We start from the raw sequence: 24,031 nt of genomic DNA on the forward strand, positions 1-24,031 counted from the left end.
CCCAATTCGTAAGACCCCTGGAAGAACACCAGGTTGATAGGCTCGGGGTGGAAGCGCGGTAACGTGTGCAGCTGACGAGTACTAATCGGTCGAGGGCTTATCCTAACGAATAGACACGTATGACAATTGATACTCACCTTCTTCCGAAGCAGACCCACACGTAAGTGCGGTGTCGACAAACGCTTTGTTTCGCATCCAGTTTTCAAGGCGCAAGCCCTTTTGCGCGTCTAAACGAAGTATTCTCTGATGAGAGTAGCTTCGTTTTTTTGCGTTCTTGGATTCTTTCGGAGAGAAGTCTCCAATCAACCTGCAAAATATACAGGCGTTTTATCGAAAAAACCGCTAACCGGGGCCCAAAGTGACAAACAAACTGTACATTTTACACTTTGGGTCCTCAAAAGTAACGAAACTGGCCAAAACAACTGTACTATACGCAGGTTAAGTGAAACGTGTGGAGCTGAGCCAGGCATACTATGTACAATTTGGTGTAACATCTAAGGTATAGTTAGAAAAGGTATATTGGATACCAAAAGCTTTTGCTGCCTTCGTGGAATTGATTAAAGTAAACAGACTGTAGTAAGTAATCAGGAGGTTGTTTGTATATACTTTATGTTGTAGTTAACTGAGGAGTTGTCAAAGACACTTTGCATTTTTTTAAAAGCTGCGTATAATAAGATTATAGTCAAAGAAAGTCAAAGTCAGATCCACCCCTTGGAATGCATCGATGAAAGGAGGTTGGACGTTGCCTAACATTACGGATCTTATCGAACATTATTTGAAGCAAATTTTGCAAAGCAGCTCGGAAGGCTCCGTTGAAATTCAGAGAAGCGACTTGGCCGACAAATTTTCCTGTGTCCCATCGCAAATCAATTATGTCATCAGTACGCGGTTTACATTGGAAAAAGGGTATTATGTCGAAAGCAAACGCGGCGGAGGCGGATACATTCGAATCCAGCGTGTCGATCTTCCTTCTCTGGCAACGATTCAGCAGTACATTCAGCAAACGGTCGGATATGAGATCGATCAGACGACCGCTGAAGGAATCATTTATCAATTAGAGGAAGCGCGTTTCATAACGAAACGGGAAGCTCATCTGTTGAGGACAGCCATCTCCCGTGAGTCATTGACTCTTCCGCTCCCGCTAAGAGATCAAATACGCGCAAAGCTGCTTAAAGCGACGCTAATCGCCTTATTGGTTAAATAAGTGGTGGATACTCTAAGGAAGGGGGACTTGTCCGATGCAATGTCAAGAGTGCGGCAAGCGGCCGGCTACGTTGCATTTTACGAAGATCGTCAATAATGAGAAGGCCGAGCTGCACATTTGCGAAACATGCGCTCGAGAGAAGGGAGAGCTCATTCCTGGAACCCCAAGCGGATTTTCCATACACAATCTGCTGTCGGGGCTTCTTGATTTCGATCCTCCCAATGCAAATTCGATGGCAAAGCCGCCCGCCGTCAAATGCGATACCTGCGGAATGACCTATACTCAATTCAGCAAAATCGGTCGTTTCGGCTGCAGCCATTGTTATAAGCAATTCGCGGAGCGGCTTGATCCGCTTCTAAAACGGGTACATGGTAATACGGTCCATGTTGGCAAAGTACCGAAGCGAGCGGGCGGAAGGCTCAAGACGAAACGGGAAATCGACCGGCTCAAGAAGGAAATGCAAGGCCGAATCGAACGCGAGGATTTCGAGACGGCTGCCGAGTTGCGTGACCGTATTCGCGAGCTTGAGAAAGAAATGAGCGGTTGAAGGGTAGGGAGAGAGGCAATGGTCAAACGGAAATTTGTCAAACAAGCGCTAAGTCAATGGATGAACGGCGAAGGTGCGGACTCTGACGTTGTGCTCAGCAGCCGCGTGCGCATTGCCCGCAATGTTCGCAACCTGCCTTTCCCGATGATGGCCGACCCGACACAATCCCTGACGATCATGGAACAATTGCTCGGGGTAGCCGAGAGCGGCAGGTTAAACGGTTTAGGCAAGATTGAGTTGATCCGCTTGTCGGATTTGACCGAGCTTGAGAAGCTCGTGCTGGTGGAGAAGCACCTCATTAGCCCTAGCCTTGCGAACGAATCGCGCAACGGTGCGCTCATTCTTAGCCCGAACGAAGATATCAGCATCATGATTAACGAAGAAGATCATCTGCGTATTCAATGTTTATGCTCAGGTTTCCAGGTTCGCGAAGCATGGGATTTAGCAAGCAAAATCGACGATATTTTCGAAGAACAGGTCGATTACGCTTTTGATGAGAAACATGGTTTTCTAACGAGCTGTCCAACGAACGTTGGAACGGGAATCCGGGCTTCCGTCATGATGCATTTGCCGGCGCTTGTGATGACCGGTCAAATTAACCGGATTTTGTCCGCCGTAACCCAAGTTGGGTTGGCAGTGCGGGGTTTATACGGGGAAGGAAGCGAAGCGACGGGAAACCTGTTTCAAGTGTCCAATCAAATTACGCTGGGACAATCCGAACAAGAGATTATCGAAAATTTATTTCAAGTCGCGCGCCAAATGATCGAACATGAGAAGTCTGCCCGGAGTAAGCTGATAACCGAATCAAGGCCTCGCGTCGAAGATCGGATTCGCAGATCCTACGGTATTCTCACGCAAGCGATCATCATGGACACGAAGGAAGCATCCCAGCGATTATCGGATATACGGTTAGGTGCCCATTTAGGGCTGCTGCCAGAGTTGAACGATCAAATCTTGAATGAATTGCTCGTATCTACGCAACCCGGGTTTCTGCAACAAACTTTCGGGGAAGCGTTAAGCCCGGAGCAGCGGGATATGACAAGAGCGGAATTAATTCGCTCCCGACTGGCAACTACTTCTTAAATGTTTTATTCTTAACCTTATACGGGAGGTGCGTCTCATGATGTTTGGAAGATTTACGGAACGTGCGCAGAAAGTATTGGCTTTGGCTCAGGAAGAAGCTGTACGTTTGGGACACAACAATATCGGTACGGAGCATATTTTGCTCGGATTGATTCGGGAAGGCGAGAGCATCGCCGCCAAAGCCCTTATTGCCCTGGGGCTTGGTTTGGAGAAAATCCAAGACGAAGTGGAATCGCTAATCGGCCGCGGGCAAGAACAGCCTACGAATATTGCGTATACTCCGCGCGCAAAAAAAGTTATTGAACTATCGATGGATGAAGCGCGTAAGCTTGGCCATACCTATGTAGGCACGGAGCACATTCTGCTTGGTCTTATTCGCGAAGGCGAAGGAGTAGCCGCCCGTGTTCTCAACAATCTTGGAATTAGCCTGAATAAAGCGCGCCAGCAAGTGCTTCAGCTGCTCGGCAGCAACGAGAGCGTATCGACGAACCACGGTCCTTCCGCTAACGTAAGCACGCCGACACTGGACGGCCTGGCTCGTGATTTAACGGCTAGCGCGCGGGATGGCAATATCGATCCCGTCATCGGCCGCTCGAAGGAAATCGAACGAGTCATTCAAGTGCTTTCCCGTCGGACGAAGAACAATCCCGTGCTGATCGGGGAACCCGGAGTTGGGAAAACGGCGATTGCCGAAGGACTTGCCCAGAAGATCGTCAACAACGAGATTCCCGAAACTCTTCGCGACAAACGCGTAATGACCTTGGATATGGGGTCCGTGGTCGCCGGCACGAAATACCGCGGTGAATTCGAGGATCGCCTGAAAAAAATCATGGACGAAATTCGCCAAGCGGGCAATGTTATCCTGTTCATCGATGAGCTTCATACGCTAATTGGTGCAGGCGGTGCGGAAGGTGCGATCGACGCTTCCAACATTCTGAAGCCGGCGCTGGCTCGCGGCGAGCTCCAATGCATCGGGGCTACGACGCTTGACGAATATCGCAAATATATCGAGAAGGACGCTGCCTTGGAGCGCCGGTTTCAGCCGATTACGGTTGATCAGCCAACGCCTGAAGAAGCCATTCAAATCTTGCATGGCTTGCGTGATCGTTACGAAGCGCATCACCGGGTGAAAATAACCGATGAAGCGATCGAAGCGGCCGTGAAGTTATCCGACCGTTATATTCCGGACCGTTTCCTGCCGGACAAAGCGATCGATCTTATCGATGAAGCCGGCTCCAAAGTCCGGTTAAACTCCTACACGGTTCCGCCGAATTTGAAGCAGTTGGAAACGCGTCTGGAAGACATTCGCAAAGAGAAGGACGCAGCCGTTCAAAGCCAAGAATTCGAGAAAGCGGCAGCGCTTCGCGATACGGAACAGAAAATCCGCGAAGAGCTTGACCACACTAAAAACCTGTGGAAAGAAAAGCAAGGCCGCACCGACTCCGAGGTTACGCCGGAAGATATCGCCCAGGTTGTCGCTAGCTGGACCGGCATTCCGGTCAGCAAGCTGGCAGAGGAAGAGACGGAGCGTTTGCTCAAGATGGAGAGTATCCTCCACAATCGCGTTATCGGCCAGGAAGAGGCTGTCAGGTCCGTTTCCAGAGCCATTCGCCGCGCTCGCGCAGGATTGAAGGATCCTAAGCGCCCGATGGGTTCCTTTATCTTCCTTGGACCTACAGGCGTCGGTAAGACAGAGCTCGCCCGCGCGATTGCCGAAGCGATGTTCGGCGACGAGAATGCGGTAATCCGGATCGATATGTCGGAGTATATGGAGAAACATTCGACTTCTCGACTTGTCGGTGCGCCTCCGGGATACGTCGGCTACGAAGAGGGCGGCCAGCTGACTGAGAAGGTCCGCCGCAAGCCGTACTCGGTCGTGCTGCTCGATGAAATCGAGAAAGCCCATCCCGAAGTATTTAACGTCTTGCTGCAAGTGCTTGAAGACGGCCGTCTAACCGATTCCAAAGGCCGTTCCGTCGATTTCCGCAATACGCTGATCATCATGACTTCGAACGTCGGAGCGGAGCAAATTAAGAAAAATTCGACGCTCGGCTTCACGGCAGCTCAAGACGCGGGTCGCGATTATCAGAACATGAAGGAAAAAGTGCTTGCCGAGCTCAAGAAATCATTCCGTCCGGAATTCTTGAATCGGATCGATGAGTCGATCGTGTTCCATCCGCTTAATGAGGAGCACATTGCGCAAATCGTAACGCTTATGGCCGATGATTTGCGGAAACGTCTAATCGAGCATAACGTAACCTTCGAACTGACGGATTCGGCGAAGGCATTCCTTGCCAAAGAAGGCTATGACCCGCAATACGGTGCGCGTCCGCTTCGCAGAGCTATTCAGAAGCATATCGAGGACCGTTTGTCCGAAGATCTGCTGATGGGCAAAATTTCCAAAGGCCACAAGCTCCTCATCGATGAGAATGAAGGCGGCCTTGTGGTAACACAGAAGGATGAACTCGAAGAAGTCGAAGTCACTACGAAAGCATAATCCCTTGCGTCACCTCCAGACACTGCTAGCCATACTTTATAGCAGCGTCTTACGGCAAGAAAGACTCTCCGTGCCGCCATTTCGGCGTCAGATGCGGAGAGTCTTTTCTTGTTTATCCAGCAACTTGGGGTGGGATAGGGATGTTTGGAAGAAGAGGCAGGCACGGGTGGAAGGAGCTTTTAACCAATTTGGTGATAGGTATCGGAATTGTTATTTTGCTCATTATATTTTTCAAATTACTGCTTGTTTTGCTGTGGATGTCAGGCGGATTAATCTTGTTTGTTATCATCATTTGGCTAATTTGGAGGTGGCTGAACTAACCATTCCTAACGATATCGAATGGACGAATTCAGATATCGATTTCTCTCAAACCCGAGATCATGGTAAAATTCTAAGCAAGGATCATTTTGATTTTAGAAGGAGCCGTTATCTGGCATGGCCAAGGTAAAAAGTAAATTCGTTTGTACGGAATGCGGCACGGAATCTCCGAAATGGATGGGGAAATGTCCAGGCTGTCAGGAATGGAACACAATGGTCGAAGAAATCGAGACGGAAATTAAAGCGCCCGTTGGCCTTAGCGAATTAACCCGGACGAAAGAAAAAGCGCGCGCCATCATAGATATAGAAAGCGGGCGCGAACCGAGAATTTCGACCGGCCTTTCGGAGCTGAATCGCGTATTAGGAGGGGGACTTGTCCCGGGATCATTGCTGCTGGTCGGCGGCGATCCGGGAATCGGAAAATCGACCTTGCTGCTTCAAGCATCGTATTCCTTGTCTACGCAAGGATTAAAAGTTCTATATGTTTCCGGGGAAGAATCCGTCCGCCAAACGAAGCTTCGAGCGGACCGGCTTGGCGCACTGAACGATAAATTGTACGTTCTGTGCGAAACCAACCTGGAAGTCATTGAAGAAGCGATAACCGAAGTGCAACCTGATTTTCTTGTCATCGACTCGATTCAAACCGTCTATCGTCCCGAGGTGGCATCGGCTCCGGGAAGCGTGGCCCAAGTCAGGGAGTGCACTGCCCATTTTATGAGAATATCCAAAATTAACGGAGTGGCGACCGTACTTGTCGGGCACGTTACCAAAGAAGGGGCTATTGCCGGACCTAGGTTGCTTGAGCATATGGTCGATTGCGTACTGTATTTCGAAGGGGAACGCCATCATACTTACCGAATATTACGGGCAGTGAAAAATCGCTTTGGGTCTACGAATGAAATCGGGATTTTCGATATGACGGAGGATGGGCTGCGGGAAGTGACTAACCCTTCAGAACTGTTCTTATCGGAAAGGCCTCTAGGTGTTTCCGGCTCTACCGTTGTCGCGAGCATGGAAGGGACGAGGCCGGTGCTCGTGGAGTTGCAAGCGCTCGTTTCTCCGACGCATTTCCCGGCGCCGCGCAGGATGGCATCGGGTTTCGACCATCATCGAATGTCGCTCGTTATCGCGGTGCTTGAGAAACGAATGGGAATGTTCCTGCAAAATCAAGATGCATATCTTAACGTGGCGGGCGGCGTCAAGCTTGACGAACCGGCAGCGGATTTGGCTGCAGCCGTTAGCCTTGCTTCCAGCTTTAAGGATTTATCGACGCGGCCCTTCGATGTCATCTTCGGAGAAGTCGGGTTAACGGGTGAAGTCCGCGCTGTTTCCCGGGCCGAGCAACGGGTGAAGGAAGCGCACAAGCTCGGCTTCAAACGCGTGATTATGCCTGAGCAAAGCATGAAAGGCTGGCAGCCTCCGAAAGATATCCAGCTCATTGGCGTGAAGTCGGTCGCAGAAGCTCTAAAAGCCGCATTGGAATAGGGGGTATCGATAACATAATGAAAGAACATAAAGAAAAAGATCATAAGGAAAAAGAACATAAAGAAAAAGAATCTAAGGAAAAAGAGCATAAGGAAAAAGAGCATAAGGAAAAGGAATACACGCAGCAGGAAAAAACGATGAATTTGCTGCTTCAAATGGTGGCCCCCGGTACCCCGTTCCGGGATGGGCTGGAAAATGTGCTGCGTGCCAAAACCGGGGCGCTTATCGTCGTCGGATACAGTCCCGAAGTGATGGAAGTCGTTGACGGCGGATTTTCCATCAATTGCGATTTCAGCCCGAATTATTTGTACGAATTAGCCAAAATGGATGGCGCGATCATTCTGAACGAGGATGTAAAGCGCATATTATATGCGAATACGCAGCTTATTCCCGATTCCTCGATATCTTCGTCGGAAACCGGAATTCGTCATAGAACGGCTGAACGGGTAGCCAAACAGACGGGAAAGCTTGTCGTGTCCATTTCTCAGCGTCGCAATGTCATAACGTTGTATCAAGGGCAACTGCGATACGCGCTTAAAGAAATGGGAGTTATCCTCACGAAGGCGAATCAGGCCATTCAGACGTTGGAAAAATACCGGGCGGTGTTTACTCAGGCGCTTACTAATTTGTCGGCATTGGAATACGAAGAGTTGGTTACGATGCACGAGGTAGCTTACGTTATTCAACGCGCGGAAATGGTGCTGCGTATTAAGAACGAAATCAATCGATACGTGCTTGAACTGGGTAACGAAGGAAGACTCATCAGCATGCAGAAGGAAGAATTAGTCGGCACGGCAGAGGAAGAGGCATGGCTGCTGCTCAGGGATTATGCCAAAGAAGAAGGGGAAAATAAAGTTCGCGAAATTCAATCCGCTATTCGCAAGTTGTCCTCCGAGGAGTTGCTGGATTCCGCTTCGTTGATTCGCCTGCTCGGGTACCCATCCTTAAGCACCGTAGTCGAAGAAGGCTTGCTGCCGCGAGGTTATCGGATGTTAAGTAAAATTCCTCGTCTGCCAAGCGTCATTATTCATAACCTGGTCGACCGGTTTAGCGCTTTGCCACATATTGTAATGGCTTCCATCGAAGAATTAGACGAGGTGGACGGAATCGGAGAGGTCCGGGCGCGAGCGATCAAAGAAGGTTTGAAGCGCATTCAGGAGCAGGTGTTTATTGACAGACAGATATAAGGGGACTACAATTGGAAATGTTCTTCAAATCGTAATCGCTTAGAATTCAGATCGGATCTAGAATGAACGCGCGCGCAGGCGACGCTTAACATTCGGATTAACAGGGTATAGTAAAGTCGAGGTGGCAAACATGATTGCAAAATCCATACCGAATCTTTTTACCATTGGCAACCTTTCCTTGGGCGTGATCTCCATCATTTTGGCGTTCAATGATCAAGCGAACAGCGCGGCGCTCTTGGTTATTATCGCGATGCTTCTCGATGGTTTAGACGGACGAGTAGCGCGAGCCTTGAACGTGCAAAGCGAATTCGGTAAAGAATTAGATTCCCTATCCGACGTCATCTCCTTTGGGGTTGCACCGGCTTTTATTATGTATCAAGCCGCTTTCCAAACGATCAACCCGGCAATGGCTTGGATCGTAACGGCGATTTTCCCGATCTGCGGGGCGCTAAGGCTTGCCCGGTTTAACGTTATTGACGGCATTCCCGGTTATTTTATAGGTTTGCCGATTCCGGCAGCGGGCGGGGTATTGGCCACATTGGCATTATTCCATCACGAATTGCATTATTCGTTATTGCTTATAAGCACAGTGGCATTGTCATTTCTAATGATTAGCAACATGAAGTATCCGAATTTCAAGAAGCTTGGATTGCCGAGGGCGGCGATATGGGCCATTCCGGTTGTCGTCGTGGCAGCCGCCATTCTCGCTTATATGTTCCAAGAAGCCATTCCTAAGGTCATACTGGCGTTACTTCTTATCTATGCGTTATGGGGCCTAAAAAAAAACGTTAAACGACTGTTGCCAAAAAGCGGACGCGCTAAGCGAAGGCAGGCTGCAGAAGAGAAAGAGCAAACCAAACATAGCGCTTAAGATTCGAATGGATATCCGAAAGCATCGGCTGTCTCTCTAATTACCAGAGAGCTTTCGGTGCTTTTTTTGCATATAAATGGTAGAATTTTGTCATATAAAATGAACGGAGGGATTCGCATGTCCGAGGAAAAGCCTAACGACAAGAAGAAGCAGCCGGAAATTATTCGAGAATCGTATGTTACGTATGACGACTACGCAAACATGCCTGACGATGGGAATCGCTATGAGATTGCAGACGGCCGATTGGAGCTGATGTCGGGACCGGGCGGTCTCCACCAGGTCATTAGCAAAACATTGAGTGATACGATTACACAAACATGCTCACAAGACTATATTATTCTCACGGCACCGTTCGACGTTATTTTGTCGCAGATTGAAGTTCGCCAACCGGATCTCATTATCGTGCATAGAAGCCGAAAATCGATAATAACAAGAAGAGGAATCGAGGGTTCTCCGGACGTTGTCGTGGAGATTCTGTCCCCGTCCACCCGCAGGCGGGACAAGCTGGATAAGATTAAATCCTATGCCAAGTACGAGGTTCCCGAATATTGGATCGTCGACCCGGATTCCTATTCGTTGGAATTATATCTGCTGCGGGAGAACGGGGTATACGAGCTGGCTGATCTCTTTAATGCGGACGAACCGGTTATTTCTCCTAGACTTACTTGTCTGTCTTTTACTATGAACGATATTATAGCGGTAGTTAAGGATACTTTGGACTGGGCATGATCTAGACGATAAACAAAAAAGCAGTCTCCCAGTAGATGGGGGACTGCTTTTTTTCGTGAATGATGCCTTGTAAGCCTATTAAGTTAAGTTAAACCAGCCCAACGTGGAGCATTTGTCAGCTTCTTTCGAGACGACGTTCTCAAGGCTGATATCCAGCAGGTTGCACATGGCTGACATGTAAAACAGATTTTTGCCCATCTCGCTAGCGATGATTTCGCGGCAGGGCTCGCACAAGCTGCCTTCCATGTGGGATTTCGATTGTCGATTCGCTTGATCCAGCGGCATCTCCTCAGAAAACCCTTGGTGTCTGGCGGTTAACTCGATACAGCCGCACTCGGTGATCGATTTGGATACGGCCCGATTTACGGATGCGCCAGCTTGACTGAACTTCGTGACAACATCGAGCAGACTGCGATGACGGAGCAACAATTCCGACACCTGACTCTGGAATTCCTGGAGCGTAGGTGCGCTCATCCGTTCCACCTCGGTTACCTTCAATTTAGGACGGCAAAGCCGTTCTCCTTACTATTCCTTTTTATTATAGAGCAAGACTTTCCAGATTTCAAAAGAAGTTGCTTTTTTTGAATAAACTTTAATAAGCTTGCGGACGGAAGATTAGCATTTCGAAAATTGGAACATACTAGTAACGATATTTCTGACTTTGTAAAAGCAAGGGAGTGATTATTTATGATGATGAAAAGAGTAATTCAGACCGTCGGCCTTCTTCTAGGAGCGTTGTTAGGTCAAGAAATGTCTACATGGCAGATGTCGTCCAATGCCTCGTGGATGGGCTCGTTGTTAGGGACATCAACCGGTACGGGAGGGTCATTTACCGCGGTAGTGGGGGCTTGCGCCGGGTTTTTACTGGCGACTGCAATCGCAACCCCGCTTTCTCGTTCCGTGCAGTTCGGAATCGATAGGCTGTCCGGATTTCCTATGTCGGATTTATTGTCCGGCTTAGTCGGTCTGACCTTTGGTCTTGCACTTTCTTCTTTCCTGTATCCTTTTGTGACGGACATTCCGTATGTAGGACAAGTATTGGCAGCCGTTACGGCGCTAACGCTCGGTTATGCGGGACTTAGGATCGGCATGCGCAAGAAGGACGAGATAGGAGATTGGCTGAGGACGCGCAGAACGGTTGAAATTCCGAAAAGCGATGGGCCTCGGTACGAGGAACACAAAATTTTGGACACAAGCGTTATTATTGACGGCCGGATCGCGGACATTTGCAAGACGGGTTTTATCGAAGGAACGCTGGTCATACCCGAATTCGTATTGGAAGAGCTTCAGCACATCGCCGATTCATCGGATTTGCTTAAGCGCAACAGGGGGCGGAGGGGACTGGATATCCTTAATAAAATCCAGAAGGAACTGGACGTTAGGGTACTTATTTACGAGGATGCGAACGAGGAGCCTGGAGAAGTGGACAGCAAGCTCGTCAAGCTCGCTAAGGCTATGCAGGGCAAAGTGGTCACGAACGATTTTAACTTAAACAAAGTGTGCGAGCTGCAGGGGGTTTCCGTGCTTAATATTAACGATTTGGCCAACGCGGTCAAACCTGTGGTGCTTCCGGGCGAAGAAATCGTCGTACAGGTCATCAAGGACGGCAAGGAGCATGGACAAGGCGTCGCCTATTTGGATGACGGCACGATGATCGTGGTGGAAGGCGGCAGGGACTTCATCGGGACGACGATGGAGGTTCTTGTTACTAGCGTATTGCAGACATCCGCAGGCCGAATGATCTTCGCTAAACCGAAGCTATTGGAAAAAGCGCTCTGACAAGGTATGATAATAGAAATACGGGCGGGACGCGCTCTAGTGTCCCGTCTTTCTTTTGTTTTTATACGAAAGCAGATGCTGTATGCCAGAGGGGATCATGTCATGAATTGGGGAGCTGTCGTGGTCGCGGCCGGGCGGGGCACCCGGATGGGAGCCGGGGAGAACAAGCCTTACTTAATGCTTGCTGGGCGAACGGTGCTCGCGCATACGCTTGAGGCTTTCGAGAGATGCGCTGCCGTTACTTCGATCATCCTGGTGGTAACGCCCGGCGAACAGAAGAAAGCAGCTGAGATAATCGGTCATGAAGGATTCGGCAAAGTATCCTTAATTATTCCAGGCGGTGCCGAACGTCAGGATAGCGTCTATGCAGGATTGGCTGCTTTAGACACCGAAGGCGCGCTTGTCCACGATGCGGCGCGGCCGTTAGTAACCTCTAAGCAGATAACGGCTTGTTGCCGGGCTGCCGAAGAGCATGGCGCTTCCGCGCTGGCCGTTCCCGTTAAAGATACGATCAAAGTTTCGGACGGCAACGGGTTCATCGTTGCGACTCCGGAACGCAGGACGCTGTGGAGCGTGCAAACTCCGCAGGCTTTTTTGCGTCTAGAGCTTATGCAGGCGCATCGGCAAGCGCAGGAAGAGGGCGCGTCCGCAACGGACGATGCCATGCTTCTGGAGCGACTGGGACGTAAAGTCGCCATTGTCGAAGGAGACTACGCTAATCTGAAAATAACGACGCCGGAAGATTTGCCGATCGCTGAACTGCTATTGGCACGGCGACTAGGGGAGGAACAGCCGAAATGATCCGGGTTGGACAAGGATTCGACGTACATCAGCTGGTAGAGGGTCGCCCATGCATAATAGGCGGGGTCAACATCCCTTACGAGAAAGGCTTGCTGGGCCACTCCGATGCGGACGTGCTTTTGCATACGATCAGCGACGCAATTCTCGGCGCTCTCGCCTTAGGAGATATCGGCAAACACTTTCCCGATACGGATCCAAGATTTAAGGATGCCGACAGCGTGAAATTGCTGGAGCACGTTTGGGGCTTAGCCAAGGAACGCGGCTACAAGCTAGGCAATGCGGATGCGACCATTATCGCCCAAGCGCCTAAAATGGCACCTTACATCCCGGCGATGGTCGCCGTCATCGCCCGTGCGCTTGAATGCGAGGAATCCCAAGTCAACGTGAAAGCGACAACGACCGAACGCTTAGGATTCCCGGGCCGCGGCGAAGGCATTGCCTCCCAGGCGGTCGTGCTGTTGGTTAAAATTTAGGAGGAGGAACAATAATGTCTACGAAAGTCCGAGTACGTTACGCGCCAAGCCCAACCGGCCATCTCCATATCGGTAACGCGCGCACAGCCATTTTCAACTACTTATTCGCTCGCCACCACGGCGGTGACTTTATCATTCGCATCGAAGATACGGACGTCAAGCGCAACGTAGCCGGCGGCGAAGAAAGCCAACTCACCTACCTCAAATGGTTAGGCGTCGATTGGGACGAAAGCGTTGACCGCCAAGGCGAATACGGTCCTTACCGTCAGACTGAGCGCCTTGATATTTATCGTACCCACACGCGGCAATTGCTCGATAACAAGCTGGCTTACCGTTGTTACTGCAACGAGGAGGAGCTGGAGCGGGAGCGCGAAGAGCAGTCCGAACGCGGGGAAACGCCGAAGTACTCAGGCAAGTGCCGTAACCTTAACGCAGAGGAACAAGCTAAGCTTGAAGCCGAAGGCCGTATTCCAAGCGTTCGTTTTACCGTCCCTCAAGACCGGGTTTATACGTTCCATGATACCGTCAAGGGTGATATTTCCTTTAGCTCCGACGATTTCGGCGATTTCGTTATCGTCAAGAAAGACGGCATTCCGACGTATAACTACGCGGTCGCCGTTGACGATCACCTGATGGTGATTACCCATGTGCTGCGCGGAGAAGACCATATCACGAACACCCCCCGCCAACTTATGATTTATGAAGCTTTCGGCTGGGCGCCGCCTGAGTTCGGACATATGACGCTGATCGTAAACGACCAACGCAAGAAGCTTTCCAAGCGCGACGAGTCCATCGTTCAATTCATTGCGCAATATGATGATCTCGGCTACTTGCCCGAAGCGTTATTTAACTTCATCACCTTGCTCGGCTGGTCGCCTGAAGGGGAAGAGGAGATTTTCACTCGCGAGCAGCTTATCGAGATTTTCAACGCTCACCGCCTATCGAAAAGCCCTGCCGTATTCGATACGGCCAAGTTAAGCTGGCTCAATCAGCATTACATGAAGCAGGCGCCGCTTGAGCGGGTAATCGCGTTATGTATTCCTCATCTGAAGTCGGCGGGTCGACTGCCTGAGCAGCCGAACGAGAATGAGATTGAATGGGCGACCGCATTGGTGACCTTATTCCGCGATCATCTCCGGTTTGGCGCGGAGATCGTGACGTTATCGGATCTTTTCTTCCAAGAGGTGCCGGTACTGAACGACGAGGTCTCGATCGTAATGGCGGAAGAGACGGTGCCAACCGTCCTTAGCGCTTTCCGCAGCCAGATTGAAGCTGCTCCAGAGCAAGAATTCACGATCGACAATATTAAAGGCTGGATTAAAGCGGTGCAAGTCGCGACTGGCATTAAAGGCAAAGGCTTGTTCATGCCGATACGCGTTGCGCTTACCGGACAAACTCACGGACCGGATCTGAACGGTACGATTTGGCTCCTCGGCCGCGAGCGGGTATTGAAGCGGCTTAAGCAGTAATGCAGTAACTTGTTACAAACCGGGCTCGGCGAGCCATCGTCGCCACGCGCCGCTATTTCGCCCAACTATCCTGTGTCTCTTGTCACCCGCTTAGGGTTGGGATATACTTGTGCTATATCGAAAATGTGCGACGAACAGGAAAGTACGTTTCGCTTAAAGAATGTTCAGAGAAGGCGGTCTAGGCTGTGAGCCGCCACATTCCAGCGAAACCGAATTGCGCCTGGGAGCTGCGCCGCCGATTGGACAACCAAAGGTGCCTTGATATTCGTATTGCGAATGAGGCAGGTTGGATCAGGTAGGCAGTGCCGGGAGGACCCCGTTAACAGTCCTAATGAGGAGTTTGCGTCTTACGGGATGCGAGCTCAAGCAGAGTGGGACCACGTCATGACGTCTCTGCAGCGAAAGCTGCAGGGGCTTTTTTATTTTTTCCAGATAATTGTTGCTTAGAAGGTAAGCGTTTGAATTGCAGGGAGTTGCTCGAAATAATCGACTAATTCCTCTGGAAATGGCCCAATTGCAGGGAGTTACTCGAAATAATCGATTAATTCCTCTGGAAAAGGCCCAACTGCAGGAAGTTACTCGAAATAATCGATTAATTTCTCTGGGAAAGACCAAATTGCAGGGAGTTGCTCGAAATAATCGATTAATTCCTCTGCCATACCCACCTAAGCAATAATTGCACGGAACACAGCCTATTTTTATTTATAACATTTTGGGAATAAGAGTTCCTTTTCAGCAACGAAGATCGCCGAAGTATCTAATAAACTATAGTCGGAAAAAGCGACTATGAGCAAGGAAGATGGCCGAAGCACCTCACTATAGTCGGGAAAAGCGACTATGAGCAAGGAAGATGGTCGAACACCTCACTATGATCGGAAAAAGCGACCATGAGCAAGGAAGATGGTCGAAGTACCCCACTATAGTCGGAAAAAGCGACTATGAGCAGCAAAGACGGCGAAGACGATTTACTTGTCATTTTAATTTATAAGTTTCAGTCATTCATATAGACAGACGCAAGGGGGGAACGGGAAATGGGAATGTGGCGAACGGTCAAATCCGATATCGATGCGGTGTTCGAGAACGACCCTGCAGCCCGAAGTTGGTTTGAGGTTGTTTTTACGTATGCCGGCTTACATGCCATCTGGTCTCATCGCATCGCTCATTTCTTTTACCGCCATCGATTGTTTTCCATCGCTCGCCTTATTTCCCAAATTAGCCGGTTTTTCACGGGAATAGAAATTCACCCCGGTGCCCGGATTGGGAGTAAGCTTTTTATAGACCATGGCATGGGAGTCGTCATAGGCGAGACGTGCGAAATCGGCGACGAAGTCGTTATCTATCAAGGGGTAACGCTTGGCGGAACCGGCAAGGAAAAGGGCAAACGCCATCCCACGATCGGCAATCGGGTCGTTATCGCTTCCGGCGCTAAAGTGCTTGGATCGTTCACGGTTGGGGATAACTCTAATATCGGGGCGAATTCCGTCGTGCTTCGCGAGATTCCTCCTTATAGCACCGTAGTCGGCATTCCCGGCCGTGTCGTGAAGCGCAATGGCAAGAAAATCGGCGACCGCCTTGATCACACGAATTTGCCGGATCCGCTCATCGAAACCTTTCGTTTCATGCAGAAGGAAATCAATGAATTAAAAGCGGAAATCGAAAATCTCAAAAAGGAGCTAACGACGCGTGAAACTTAAGATTTACGATAGTATGGCCAGGGAGCCGAAGCTGTTCGTGCCGCGTGAACCGGGAAAAGTGAATATGTACGTGTGCGGACCTACCGTATATGACTACATCCATATCGGCAATGCTCGTCCGGTCATCTTCTTCGACGTAGTCCGTCGGTATTTGGAAGCCGTCGGGCTGCAGGTCAACTACATCGTCAACTATACGGATGTAGATGACAAAATGATCCGCAAAGCCGCGGAGCTGGACATTACGGTGCCGGAGCTGGCCGAGCGTTTCATCGCCGCATTCAAGGAAGATCGGGAGGCGCTTGGTGCGCATGCTCCTTCGATTTCGCCGAGGGTGACGGAAAACATAACGGAAATCGTGGAGTTCATCCAAGGTTTGGTTGATCAAGGCTCTGCTTATGAAAGCGGCGGGGACGTTTATTTCCTTACGGGTTCGTTTCCGGAATACGGTAAATTGTCTCACAAGAACCTGGATGAACTGCAATACGGCATACGGATAGACGTCGATGAGCGCAAACGGAATCCGCAGGATTTCGTGCTGTGGAAGTCCGCGAAGCCGGGAGAAATCCATTGGCCAAGTCCTTGGGGGAATGGCCGTCCGGGCTGGCATATCGAATGCTCCGCGATGGTGCGCAAGTATGCCGGAGACACTTTAGACATTCATGGGGGCGGCCACGATTTGCAATTTCCCCATCACGAGTGCGAGGTTGCCCAGTCCGAATCGTTGACGGGTCAGCCTCTGTCCCGTTATTGGATGCACAACGGGTTCGTGAACATTAACAATGAGAAAATGTCGAAGTCCCTCGGCAACGGCATTAACGTTCGTCAACTGCTCAAGAACACGAGCAAGCACGCCATTCGTTATTTAATGCTGGCTACCCATTACCGCAGTCCGCTTAATTTCAGCGACGAAACGATTCGCCAAGCGTTGAACAGCGTCGAACGGCTGACGATTTGCCGCGACAACGTGAAGCATCGGCTTTCATCGGTGGCAACAGGTTCGCTCGCTCTCGCCGGCGATGAAGCGCTAAAGGAAAGGCTAGAGGAACTCCGCGCGGAATTTCATTCGCGCATGGAGGATGACTTCAGTACTCCGGACGCGATCACGGCATGGTTCGGCCTTGTGTCCGAAGTGAACACCTACTTGCAGAAAGAAGCGGTCAGCGAATCTGATTTATTGTTGATCCTTGCTCAAATCGAGGAAATGGATGCGATTATGGGACTGCTTCCGCAACCGGTCGAAGCGGATTTGTTAGATGAAGAAGTAGACGCGCTGATCGCAGAGCGGACGGAAGCTCGCGCTGGCCGCAACTTTGCCCGGGCGGATGAAATTCGCGATTTATTGGCCGAGCTGGGAATTCTATTGGAAGACACGCCGCAAGGCATTCGTTGGAGGCGTAAATGACGGAAAGGGTAAGCAAGTTTATGGACCCCGTTATTTCTCCCGTCGTACCTTTGGATGTGCCTGTGAACCAATTGTCACCGGTCGTTCTGGCTTATATTGGGGATGCCGTATTCGAAATTTACGTAAGGCAAAGGCTCGTTGCCGGGAATAGCCGCAAGCCCCATGAGCTGCATCGTGCGGCGACAAGTTATGTTTGCGCCGCGGCGCAAGCCAAGCTGCTGCAGAGCTGGATGCCGCTGCTGACGGATGAAGAAGCCGATATCGTGCGCCGCGGACGAAATACCAAATCCGGTCAGCCTCCGAAAAACGCGGATCCCGCCGACTACCGCCATGCGACCGCTTTGGAATGTTTGGTTGGTTACTTGTATTACCACGGACAGAAGGAGCGGTTGGAGCAATTGGTGGAGATCGCTTTCGCCGAGTGATTCAGAAAGCCTAAGTTAGGTTATCCTTATTTGAATCGCCTGATCGCATTAAATGACAAAGGAAGATGGATATGAGCAACCGCACTTCTAAACCGCCGGGCAGCCGTCCCGTGATGCAAAGGCAAACCGCTGCGGGAGACAACAAGTTATGGGAAGAAGAAAGCTCGCTCAAGGGCGAGGAAGAGTACTTAGCGGGTAAACATCCCGTCCTGGAAGCTATGAAGGCAGGGCGTTCGATCAATAAAATATTTATGTCCAATCAGGCTCAGCGCCACCTTGTTCAGCCGATCATGGAGGAAGCCAAAGCCCGCGGCATCGTCGTCCAACAAGTGGACAAGAGCAAGCTGGATCGGCTTGTTCCCGACATCCAGCATCAGGGCGTAGTCGCCCAGGCAGCCGCTGTTGCTTATGCGGAAGTGGACGATTTGCTCGCCCGCGCCGCCGAACGAGGCGAAGCTCCGCTTATTGTCCTCCTCGACGAATTGGAGGATCCGCACAATCTCGGCTCCGTTCTTCGTACCGCTGATTGCACCGGAGTGCACGGCGTTATCGTTCCAAAGCGCAGAAGCGCGGGACTGACCGCCATCGTCGCCAAAACTTCCGCGGGGGCCGTGGAATACGTTCCCGTGGCGCGCGTGGCTAACTTGGTGCAGACGATGGAGAAGCTTAAAGCGGCCGGCTTATGGATTGCCGGTGCTGACGCGGGGGCCAAGGAAGGCTTTTACGATACGAATCTCACCGGTCCGCTTGCGATCGTCATTGGCAACGAAGGCCAGGGGCTATCGAGGCTGGTGCGCGAAAGATGCGATTTCATCCTCTCGCTGCCGATGGCCGGTCAAATCAATTCCTTGAACGCTTCCGTAGCGGCAGGGGTAATCTTGTACGAGGTCGTGCGTCAACGACAGCAAGCTCTAAAGAAAAGCGGTACGTCTAAGGCAGTCCCGATTTCGGCGGATCATGCGGGAGACGTAAATGTTTCAACGTGAAGACGTCTTGTTAGTGGACGGCTACAATATGATCGGGGCTTGGCCGGAGCTCGCTCTTCTTAAGCAAGAGAAACTTGAAAATGCGCGCGATCGTCTATTGGACATGCTCTCCGATTATCAGAGTTACGCGGGCTTGACCGTTATTGTCGTATTCGATGCTTTTCGCGTGCCGGGAGCGGGAGCGGAATATCGGCACCAACGCCTGCAAGTCGTATACACGCGCGAGCGGGAGACTGCCGATGAGTGCATCGAGCGCTTAGTCGGAGATTGGATTTCGGTGCGTCGGAATATTTATGTCGCAACGTCGGACCAGGTCGAGCAGCATGTAGCTTTCGGACGCGGCGCGTTGCGTGTTACGGCGCGTGAACTGAGGCTGGAAGTGCGGCAGAGCCGCACCGATATTCAGAAGGCGATTAGGAAGGACGTTCCTTTAAAAAAGAACCCGCTCGACGGAGTTCTAACGGATGAAGTACACCGCCGATTGGAACAAATGAGAAGAGGGCGCGGAGAGAAATGAACGAATTGTGGTTTTTATTTACAATTTTACCACGGGGGATGAGTGGCTAATAACGGTAAATACATTGACGCTATGGGCTAGATCAAGTATATTGGTTATAGTTTGGTAGACTAAGAGATTCCAGTATACCATGCAGACCGGAGGGATGTTCGTGAGCGTCGACTTGGAGAGGCTGGCAACACGTGAGTACGACTTCAAGGCCGACGAGGACATCGTGGAATTCGTTCGATTGGGCGATAGCGAAGCGTTGGAGTACCTCATTCATAAGTATCGCAATTTCGTGCGGGCGAAAGCACGCTCTTACTTTTTGATAGGTGCAGAACGAGAAGATATCGTGCAAGAAGGAATGATCGGCTTATATAAGGCGATTCGCGACTTCAAGGGCGACAAGTTGGCCTCGTTTAAGGCATTTGCTGAATTGTGCATTACCCGTCAGATCATCACCGCGATTAAGACCGCCACCCGCCAGAAGCATATTCCCCTTAATTCTTATGTCTCGTTGGACAAGCCCATATACGATGAAGATTCAGATCGAACGTTGCTAGATGTCATTTGCGGTTCGAGAGTATGCGATCCCGAGGAAATGATTATTAACCAAGAGGAATTTTACGGCCTCGAGGATAAGATGTCGGAAATCCTTAGTGATTTGGAGCGCAAGGTGCTTATGCTCTATTTGGACGGACGCTCTTATCAGGAAATTGCCGTTGACCTTGATAGGCACGTGAAATCTATCGACAACGCCTTGCAGCGAGTCAAGCGCAAGCTGGAGAGATACCTCGAAGTTCGCGATCTTGGCAATTTGTGAGTTTAGCTATAATAACCATTATGCGAATATATGTTCTATTTTATAACATAGAGAGCAACTTTTCAAGCAAAAGTAAGGAGGGAAGGCGCATTCCTCTCCGTCTGTAGAGATCGGAGTCTCCTGCGCCAACTATGATGAAACAACCCTCGGACGTTATCGTCCGAGGGTTGTTCTGTTTTAAAGCGTCCTCCTTCATCATTGTTCATCTATCTTTATTTTTATTTCAGATGTTGTCGCTATAATTCTACAAAGATGATGGATTTACAATCAATTTGGAGAAAAGGTGAGTGGGCGAAAAAATGAGGATTAGACGATGTATTTCGATTTTTACGATATTGTTTTTGTTGGCGGGAATTATCCCATCTTACACGTTTGCCGGATCTCTCGACCAGTGGCAGATGCGCAGTCCATATCCTACAAGCAGCAATCTTAATAGCATTGCTTATGGCAATGACACCTTCGTTGCCGTTGGAGACAATGGTACGATACTGACTTCGGCGGACGGAGCGTCATGGACCGACCGGACCTCCGGAACCGATAAACGGATCAGCGGTGTAATTTACGCCAACAACATCTTTGTGGCGGTTGGACAAACCGGTACGATTCTCACCTCGCCGGATGGCGTGATGTGGACCCTTCGGACCTCCGGCACCGGAAATTCTCTTAATGCAGTGAGATATGGCAACAACACCTTTATTTCGGTAGGGGACGGCGGAACTGTATTGACCTCACCGGACAGCGAGACGTGGACGGTTCAAGGCTCCGTCACGAGTGTGACGACGAATAGCCTCCATTCAGTAAGTTACGGAAACGGCACTTTTGTAGCCGTGGGATTTTTAGGTGTTTTAATTACCTCGACTGACGGCGTGAATTGGACCCAAAGAACTTCCAATACAGTTTATCAACTCTTCGGAGTCATATATAGCAACGGCACCTTTGTGGCGGTCGGGGATTTTAGCACCATTTTGACCTCAGGTAACGGTACGGATTGGACTGTGCGAAACTCCGGAGGCAATTATTTCACTGAAGTGAACTATATTAACAACAATTTTGTAGCGGTAAACGGGTCCGGTGACATAGTGACCTCGATAGACGGCTCGTTCTGGACCGGCCAAAATACCGGCACTGATAAAACACTTTACGGAATCAGCTATGGAAACGGCACTTATGTGGCGGTGGGAATTAGCGGTGTGATATTGACCTCGACGAACGGTGCGGCTTGGAGCATACGCTCTTCCGGCACTGATAATTCCCTTGCTGGAGTCGGATATGGCAACGATACCTTCGTTGCTGTGGGTTTGAAAGACGTCCTAACATCCGCAGACGGTATGACGTGGAAAAACCTAATACCATCGTTAGAAACAGTGGATGGTCTCAGTAAAGTAAGCTATGTTAACAACTTGTTTATAGCGACTGGCGGTTATGGAGCTTTGCTGACCTCGGCGGACGGAACGAACTGGACAGTTCGAGACACCGGCACCAATAAAAGCCTTCAGGGGGTAAGCTACGGCGAAAGCGTCTTTGTTGTGGTAGGTGAAGAGGGCACCGTATTGACCTCGACTAATGGAGAAACATGGACCGTACAAAGCTCCGTCGCAAATGTAACGACGGACTATCTCGCAGGGGTAAGCTACGGCAACGGCATCTTTGTGGCGGTGGGAGATTTCGGCACCGTGCTTTCTTCGGTTGACGGCGAAACATGGACCGCACAGGAAAGCGGCACCGACCAAATGCTCACCGATGTGAGTTACGCCAACAATACGTTCGTGGCGGTGGGAGGAGCGGGTACGATATTGACCTCTGCGGACGGGGCAACCTGGACCAACCGGAATTCCGGCACCGGAAATTGGCTTAATGGAGTCAGTTATGGCAGCAACACGTTTGTGGCGGTGGGAGAAGCGGGTACAGTAGTCTCCTCCGTTGACGGTACGAAGTGGAGCAGCCGCTCTTATATCACTGAGAATTCACTTTACGGAGTTGTTTATGGCAAAGGCCTCTTCGTGATTGCGGAAGAGAGCGGGAAAATCATAACCGCGAAGGCGGAGCCGACGGTTTCCTCCTATTCGCCAGTTGATGAAGCTTCAGGTATCGCGACAGGAGCCAATCTCCAGCTTATTTTCCGTGAGAACATCTTAGCCGCAGCGGGTAAAAGCATCGTCATCAAGAAAGCGTCGGATGATAGTGTCGTGGAGACGATTGCTGCAGCCGACACAACGAAAGTCATCGTGGAAGGCCTGAAGGTCACGATCAACCCTGCTGCGGATTTGGCCTACAGCACCGCCTACTATGTGCAAATCGACGATGGTGCGTTTAAGGGCGCAGCGAACAATGAGTGGCTGGGGATAACCGACAAGGAAACGTGGAGCTTTACGACAGCGGCAGCACCAGAACCGACGCCATCGCCAGAGCCGACACCTGCGCCGTCACCGTCCGGCACGACGCCGAGCGGAAACACGCAGACCGGCACGGATACGCAAACCGGCTTCCCGGTCATCGTCAATGGCCGATCCCAAGACGGAATCGTCACAGCGAATGTTACGACAAGCGGCGGACAAACGGTGGTCACCGCGAAAGTGAATGCCGGAAAACTGGAGGCTCTTCTTGCCCAAGAAGGGGAGCAGCCGATCATCGTCATTCCTGTGACGCAAAATGCGGATCAAGTATCGGTGGTGCTGACAAGAGACGCAATGAAGGCGATGGAGAACAAGCGGGCCGTGCTTGAAATCCAGACGGCGCTCGGAAGCTACAAGCTGCCGGCTGCGGAAATCATGATTGATCGGCTATTAGCTCAGTTCGGACAATCCTTGGCGCTAGCGGATATTGAAGTACGCATAACTATAGCGAGAGGATCGGCGGAGAAAGCGACTGTGCTGGAGAATGAAGCGAACAAAGGTCAATTCTCTATCGTTGTTCCCCCGGTCGACTTTGAGGTTACGATCTCGGATAAAGGAAAAACGGTGACGGTCGACAAATTCACCACGTATGTGGAACGGGAAATCGCCATACCGGATGGCGTCGATCCGAGCACCATTACAACGGCAGTTGTATTGGATGAAGACGGAACGCTCCGTCATGTCCCGACCTACACGAAGGTACGCGACGGCAAGCACTTTGCTGTAGTCAACAGTTTGACCAACAGTACGTATTCCTTAATCGGGAATCCGAAGAAGCTGGAGGACGTCCAAGGCCATTGGGCCCGAGAAGCGGTGAACGATATGGCGTCGCGTTTGATTGTCCGGGGTGACGACCGCAATCGCTTCCAACCAGACGCCCAGATCAACCGCGCTGAATTTGCGGCGATTGTCGTACGTGCGCTCGGACTGGCCGGGAACGGGAACACCGCCGCTGCGGCCTTTGCCGATGTTAAATCCGGCGATTGGTATGCAGGAGCGGTTGGCCAAGCGAAGGAATACGGGCTCATCGAGGGATACGGAGACGGAACATTCCGTCCGTTCCAGAGCTTAATGCGGCAGGAGGCAATCGTGATTGTGTCCAAAGCGATGAAGCTCGCAGGAATGGGGGATGGGCCAGTCGCGGAAGAGGCGCTGGCCGTGCTGCAGCCGTTTGCCGACAGCGGCGACGTTGCGCCTTGGGCAAAACAAGCTTTCGCGATGGCTATCGCGAAACGCGTGCTGCTCGGCGCAGGCACGAAGCTGAAGCCGCTCAGCGCCGTAACCCGCGCCGAAACGGCGGTCCTCGTACAGCGGTTGCTGTCGCATGCCGGCTTGATTAAAAGCGGCGGCACCGGAGGAGCATGAA

General features: G+C 50.9%; 21 protein-coding genes and 1 rRNA gene. 21 read left to right on the plus strand and 1 reads right to left on the minus strand.

All coding sequences use genetic code 11. From position 1 onward, the window contains the following. The 10 genes from K7P76_RS31525 to K7P76_RS31570 form a co-directional block, all read left to right on the plus strand. A 23S ribosomal RNA gene (locus K7P76_RS31525) occupies positions 1-105 on the plus strand; the annotation flags it as partial. 637 nt (positions 106-742) lie between these two features. Next, positions 743-1,204 (plus strand): CtsR family transcriptional regulator, encoded by a 462-nt coding sequence (locus K7P76_RS31530; protein ID WP_304518436.1) that lies wholly within the window; start codon positions 743-745, stop codon positions 1,202-1,204. Positions 1,205-1,238: 34 nt separating this feature from the next. Further along, positions 1,239-1,751, plus strand: a complete 513-nt coding sequence (mcsA, locus tag K7P76_RS31535) for a protein-arginine kinase activator protein McsA (RefSeq protein WP_232190080.1) — start codon at positions 1,239-1,241, stop codon at positions 1,749-1,751. 18 nt (positions 1,752-1,769) lie between these two features. After that, positions 1,770-2,834, plus strand: a complete 1,065-nt coding sequence (mcsB, locus tag K7P76_RS31540; RefSeq protein WP_232190081.1) for a protein arginine kinase — start codon at positions 1,770-1,772, stop codon at positions 2,832-2,834. Between the two features lie 37 nt (positions 2,835-2,871). Beyond that, positions 2,872-5,331: an ATP-dependent Clp protease ATP-binding subunit gene (locus tag K7P76_RS31545; RefSeq protein ID WP_232190082.1), complete on the plus strand. Its 2,460-nt coding sequence runs from the start codon at positions 2,872-2,874 to the stop codon at positions 5,329-5,331. A 166-nt stretch (positions 5,332-5,497) separates the two neighbouring features. After that, on the plus strand, positions 5,498-5,779 hold the full coding sequence (locus tag K7P76_RS31550) for a hypothetical protein (protein WP_232190083.1): 282 nt from the start codon (positions 5,498-5,500) through the stop codon (positions 5,777-5,779). After that, positions 5,767-7,134, plus strand: coding sequence for a DNA repair protein RadA (gene radA / locus K7P76_RS31555; protein WP_232190084.1), 1,368 nt, complete (start codon positions 5,767-5,769; stop codon positions 7,132-7,134). Before K7P76_RS31550 ends, radA begins: the two co-directional genes overlap by 13 nt. A gap of 17 nt (positions 7,135-7,151) precedes the next feature. Then, positions 7,152-8,321, plus strand: a complete 1,170-nt coding sequence (disA, locus tag K7P76_RS31560; protein ID WP_255678968.1) for a DNA integrity scanning diadenylate cyclase DisA — start codon at positions 7,152-7,154, stop codon at positions 8,319-8,321. A 130-nt stretch (positions 8,322-8,451) separates the two neighbouring features. After that, positions 8,452-9,192 carry a CDP-diacylglycerol--serine O-phosphatidyltransferase gene (gene pssA / locus K7P76_RS31565; RefSeq protein WP_232190085.1) on the plus strand — a complete coding sequence of 247 codons (741 nt, stop codon included), beginning with the start codon at positions 8,452-8,454 and terminating at the stop codon, positions 9,190-9,192. A gap of 117 nt (positions 9,193-9,309) precedes the next feature. Continuing rightward, positions 9,310-9,921, plus strand: a complete 612-nt coding sequence (locus K7P76_RS31570) for a Uma2 family endonuclease (protein WP_232190086.1) — start codon at positions 9,310-9,312, stop codon at positions 9,919-9,921. A gap of 78 nt (positions 9,922-9,999) precedes the next feature. Here K7P76_RS31570 and K7P76_RS31575 read toward each other — a convergent pair whose 3' ends face one another. After that, complete coding sequence (locus K7P76_RS31575; protein ID WP_232190087.1) at positions 10,000-10,395, minus strand: nucleoside triphosphate pyrophosphohydrolase family protein; 396 nt, start codon at positions 10,393-10,395, stop codon at positions 10,000-10,002. A gap of 216 nt (positions 10,396-10,611) precedes the next feature. Here K7P76_RS31575 and K7P76_RS31580 point away from each other — a divergent pair, with 216 nt between their 5' ends. The 11 genes from K7P76_RS31580 (at position 10,612) to K7P76_RS33565 (ending at position 24,030) form a co-directional block, all read left to right on the plus strand. Further along, positions 10,612-11,700 (plus strand): PIN/TRAM domain-containing protein, encoded by a 1,089-nt coding sequence (locus tag K7P76_RS31580; protein ID WP_373692549.1) that lies wholly within the window; start codon positions 10,612-10,614, stop codon positions 11,698-11,700. A 102-nt stretch (positions 11,701-11,802) separates the two neighbouring features. After that, positions 11,803-12,501, plus strand: a complete 699-nt coding sequence (ispD, locus tag K7P76_RS31585) for a 2-C-methyl-D-erythritol 4-phosphate cytidylyltransferase (RefSeq protein WP_232190089.1) — start codon at positions 11,803-11,805, stop codon at positions 12,499-12,501. Further along, the gene (gene ispF, locus K7P76_RS31590; protein ID WP_232190090.1) at positions 12,498-12,974 is read left to right on the plus strand and encodes a 2-C-methyl-D-erythritol 2,4-cyclodiphosphate synthase; all 477 of its coding nucleotides are present in this window, start codon (positions 12,498-12,500) and stop codon (positions 12,972-12,974) included. The genes ispD and ispF overlap by 4 nt, the downstream gene beginning before the upstream one ends. 14 nt (positions 12,975-12,988) lie before the next feature. Then, positions 12,989-14,443 (plus strand): glutamate--tRNA ligase, encoded by a 1,455-nt coding sequence (gltX, locus tag K7P76_RS31595; RefSeq protein ID WP_232190091.1) that lies wholly within the window; start codon positions 12,989-12,991, stop codon positions 14,441-14,443. Between the two features lie 1,037 nt (positions 14,444-15,480). Next, a complete protein-coding gene (cysE, locus tag K7P76_RS31600) occupies positions 15,481-16,137 on the plus strand; it encodes a serine O-acetyltransferase (RefSeq protein WP_232190144.1) in 657 nt (218 codons plus the stop codon). Further along, a complete protein-coding gene (gene cysS, locus K7P76_RS31605; protein ID WP_232190092.1) occupies positions 16,127-17,539 on the plus strand; it encodes a cysteine--tRNA ligase in 1,413 nt (470 codons plus the stop codon). The genes cysE and cysS overlap by 11 nt, the downstream gene beginning before the upstream one ends. Continuing rightward, positions 17,536-17,964: a Mini-ribonuclease 3 gene (locus tag K7P76_RS31610; protein ID WP_304518437.1), complete on the plus strand. Its 429-nt coding sequence runs from the start codon at positions 17,536-17,538 to the stop codon at positions 17,962-17,964. The genes cysS and K7P76_RS31610 overlap by 4 nt, the downstream gene beginning before the upstream one ends. Before the next feature lie 71 nt (positions 17,965-18,035). After that, a complete protein-coding gene (gene rlmB, locus K7P76_RS31615; protein WP_255678969.1) occupies positions 18,036-18,950 on the plus strand; it encodes a 23S rRNA (guanosine(2251)-2'-O)-methyltransferase RlmB in 915 nt (304 codons plus the stop codon). Continuing rightward, complete coding sequence (locus tag K7P76_RS31620) at positions 18,937-19,467, plus strand: NYN domain-containing protein (protein WP_232190093.1); 531 nt, start codon at positions 18,937-18,939, stop codon at positions 19,465-19,467. Before rlmB ends, K7P76_RS31620 begins: the two co-directional genes overlap by 14 nt. A gap of 151 nt (positions 19,468-19,618) precedes the next feature. Further along, on the plus strand, positions 19,619-20,272 hold the full coding sequence (sigH, locus tag K7P76_RS31625; RefSeq protein WP_232190094.1) for an RNA polymerase sporulation sigma factor SigH: 654 nt from the start codon (positions 19,619-19,621) through the stop codon (positions 20,270-20,272). Positions 20,273-20,559: 287 nt separating this feature from the next. Beyond that, a complete protein-coding gene (locus K7P76_RS33565) occupies positions 20,560-24,030 on the plus strand; it encodes an S-layer homology domain-containing protein (RefSeq protein ID WP_232190095.1) in 3,471 nt (1,156 codons plus the stop codon). Position 24,031: the final 1 nt, after the last annotated feature.

The sequence above is a fragment of the Cohnella silvisoli genome (assembly GCF_021190915.1).
Classification (GTDB): Bacteria; Bacillota; Bacilli; order Paenibacillales; family Paenibacillaceae; genus Cohnella; species Cohnella silvisoli.

Excerpts from the sequence above, each read along its gene's own strand:
- mcsA (WP_232190080.1), top strand. The coding sequence starts at position 1,239 with ATGCAATGTCAAGAGTGCGGCAAGCGGCCGGCTACGTTGCATTTTACG.
- mcsB (WP_232190081.1), top strand. The coding sequence starts at position 1,770 with ATGGTCAAACGGAAATTTGTCAAACAAGCGCTAAGTCAATGGATGAAC.
- K7P76_RS31545 (WP_232190082.1), top strand. The coding sequence starts at position 2,872 with ATGATGTTTGGAAGATTTACGGAACGTGCGCAGAAAGTATTGGCTTTG.
- radA (WP_232190084.1), top strand. The coding sequence starts at position 5,767 with ATGGCCAAGGTAAAAAGTAAATTCGTTTGTACGGAATGCGGCACGGAA.
- disA (WP_255678968.1), top strand. The coding sequence starts at position 7,152 with ATGAAAGAACATAAAGAAAAAGATCATAAGGAAAAAGAACATAAAGAA.
- pssA (WP_232190085.1), top strand. The coding sequence starts at position 8,452 with ATGATTGCAAAATCCATACCGAATCTTTTTACCATTGGCAACCTTTCC.
- K7P76_RS31570 (WP_232190086.1), top strand. The coding sequence starts at position 9,310 with ATGTCCGAGGAAAAGCCTAACGACAAGAAGAAGCAGCCGGAAATTATT.
- K7P76_RS31575 (WP_232190087.1), bottom strand. The coding sequence starts at position 10,395 with ATGAGCGCACCTACGCTCCAGGAATTCCAGAGTCAGGTGTCGGAATTG.
- K7P76_RS31580 (WP_373692549.1), top strand. The coding sequence starts at position 10,612 with ATGATGAAAAGAGTAATTCAGACCGTCGGCCTTCTTCTAGGAGCGTTG.
- ispD (WP_232190089.1), top strand. The coding sequence starts at position 11,803 with ATGAATTGGGGAGCTGTCGTGGTCGCGGCCGGGCGGGGCACCCGGATG.
- ispF (WP_232190090.1), top strand. The coding sequence starts at position 12,498 with ATGATCCGGGTTGGACAAGGATTCGACGTACATCAGCTGGTAGAGGGT.
- gltX (WP_232190091.1), top strand. The coding sequence starts at position 12,989 with ATGTCTACGAAAGTCCGAGTACGTTACGCGCCAAGCCCAACCGGCCAT.
- cysE (WP_232190144.1), top strand. The coding sequence starts at position 15,481 with ATGTGGCGAACGGTCAAATCCGATATCGATGCGGTGTTCGAGAACGAC.
- K7P76_RS31610 (WP_304518437.1), top strand. The coding sequence starts at position 17,536 with ATGACGGAAAGGGTAAGCAAGTTTATGGACCCCGTTATTTCTCCCGTC.
- rlmB (WP_255678969.1), top strand. The coding sequence starts at position 18,036 with ATGAGCAACCGCACTTCTAAACCGCCGGGCAGCCGTCCCGTGATGCAA.
- K7P76_RS31620 (WP_232190093.1), top strand. The coding sequence starts at position 18,937 with ATGTTTCAACGTGAAGACGTCTTGTTAGTGGACGGCTACAATATGATC.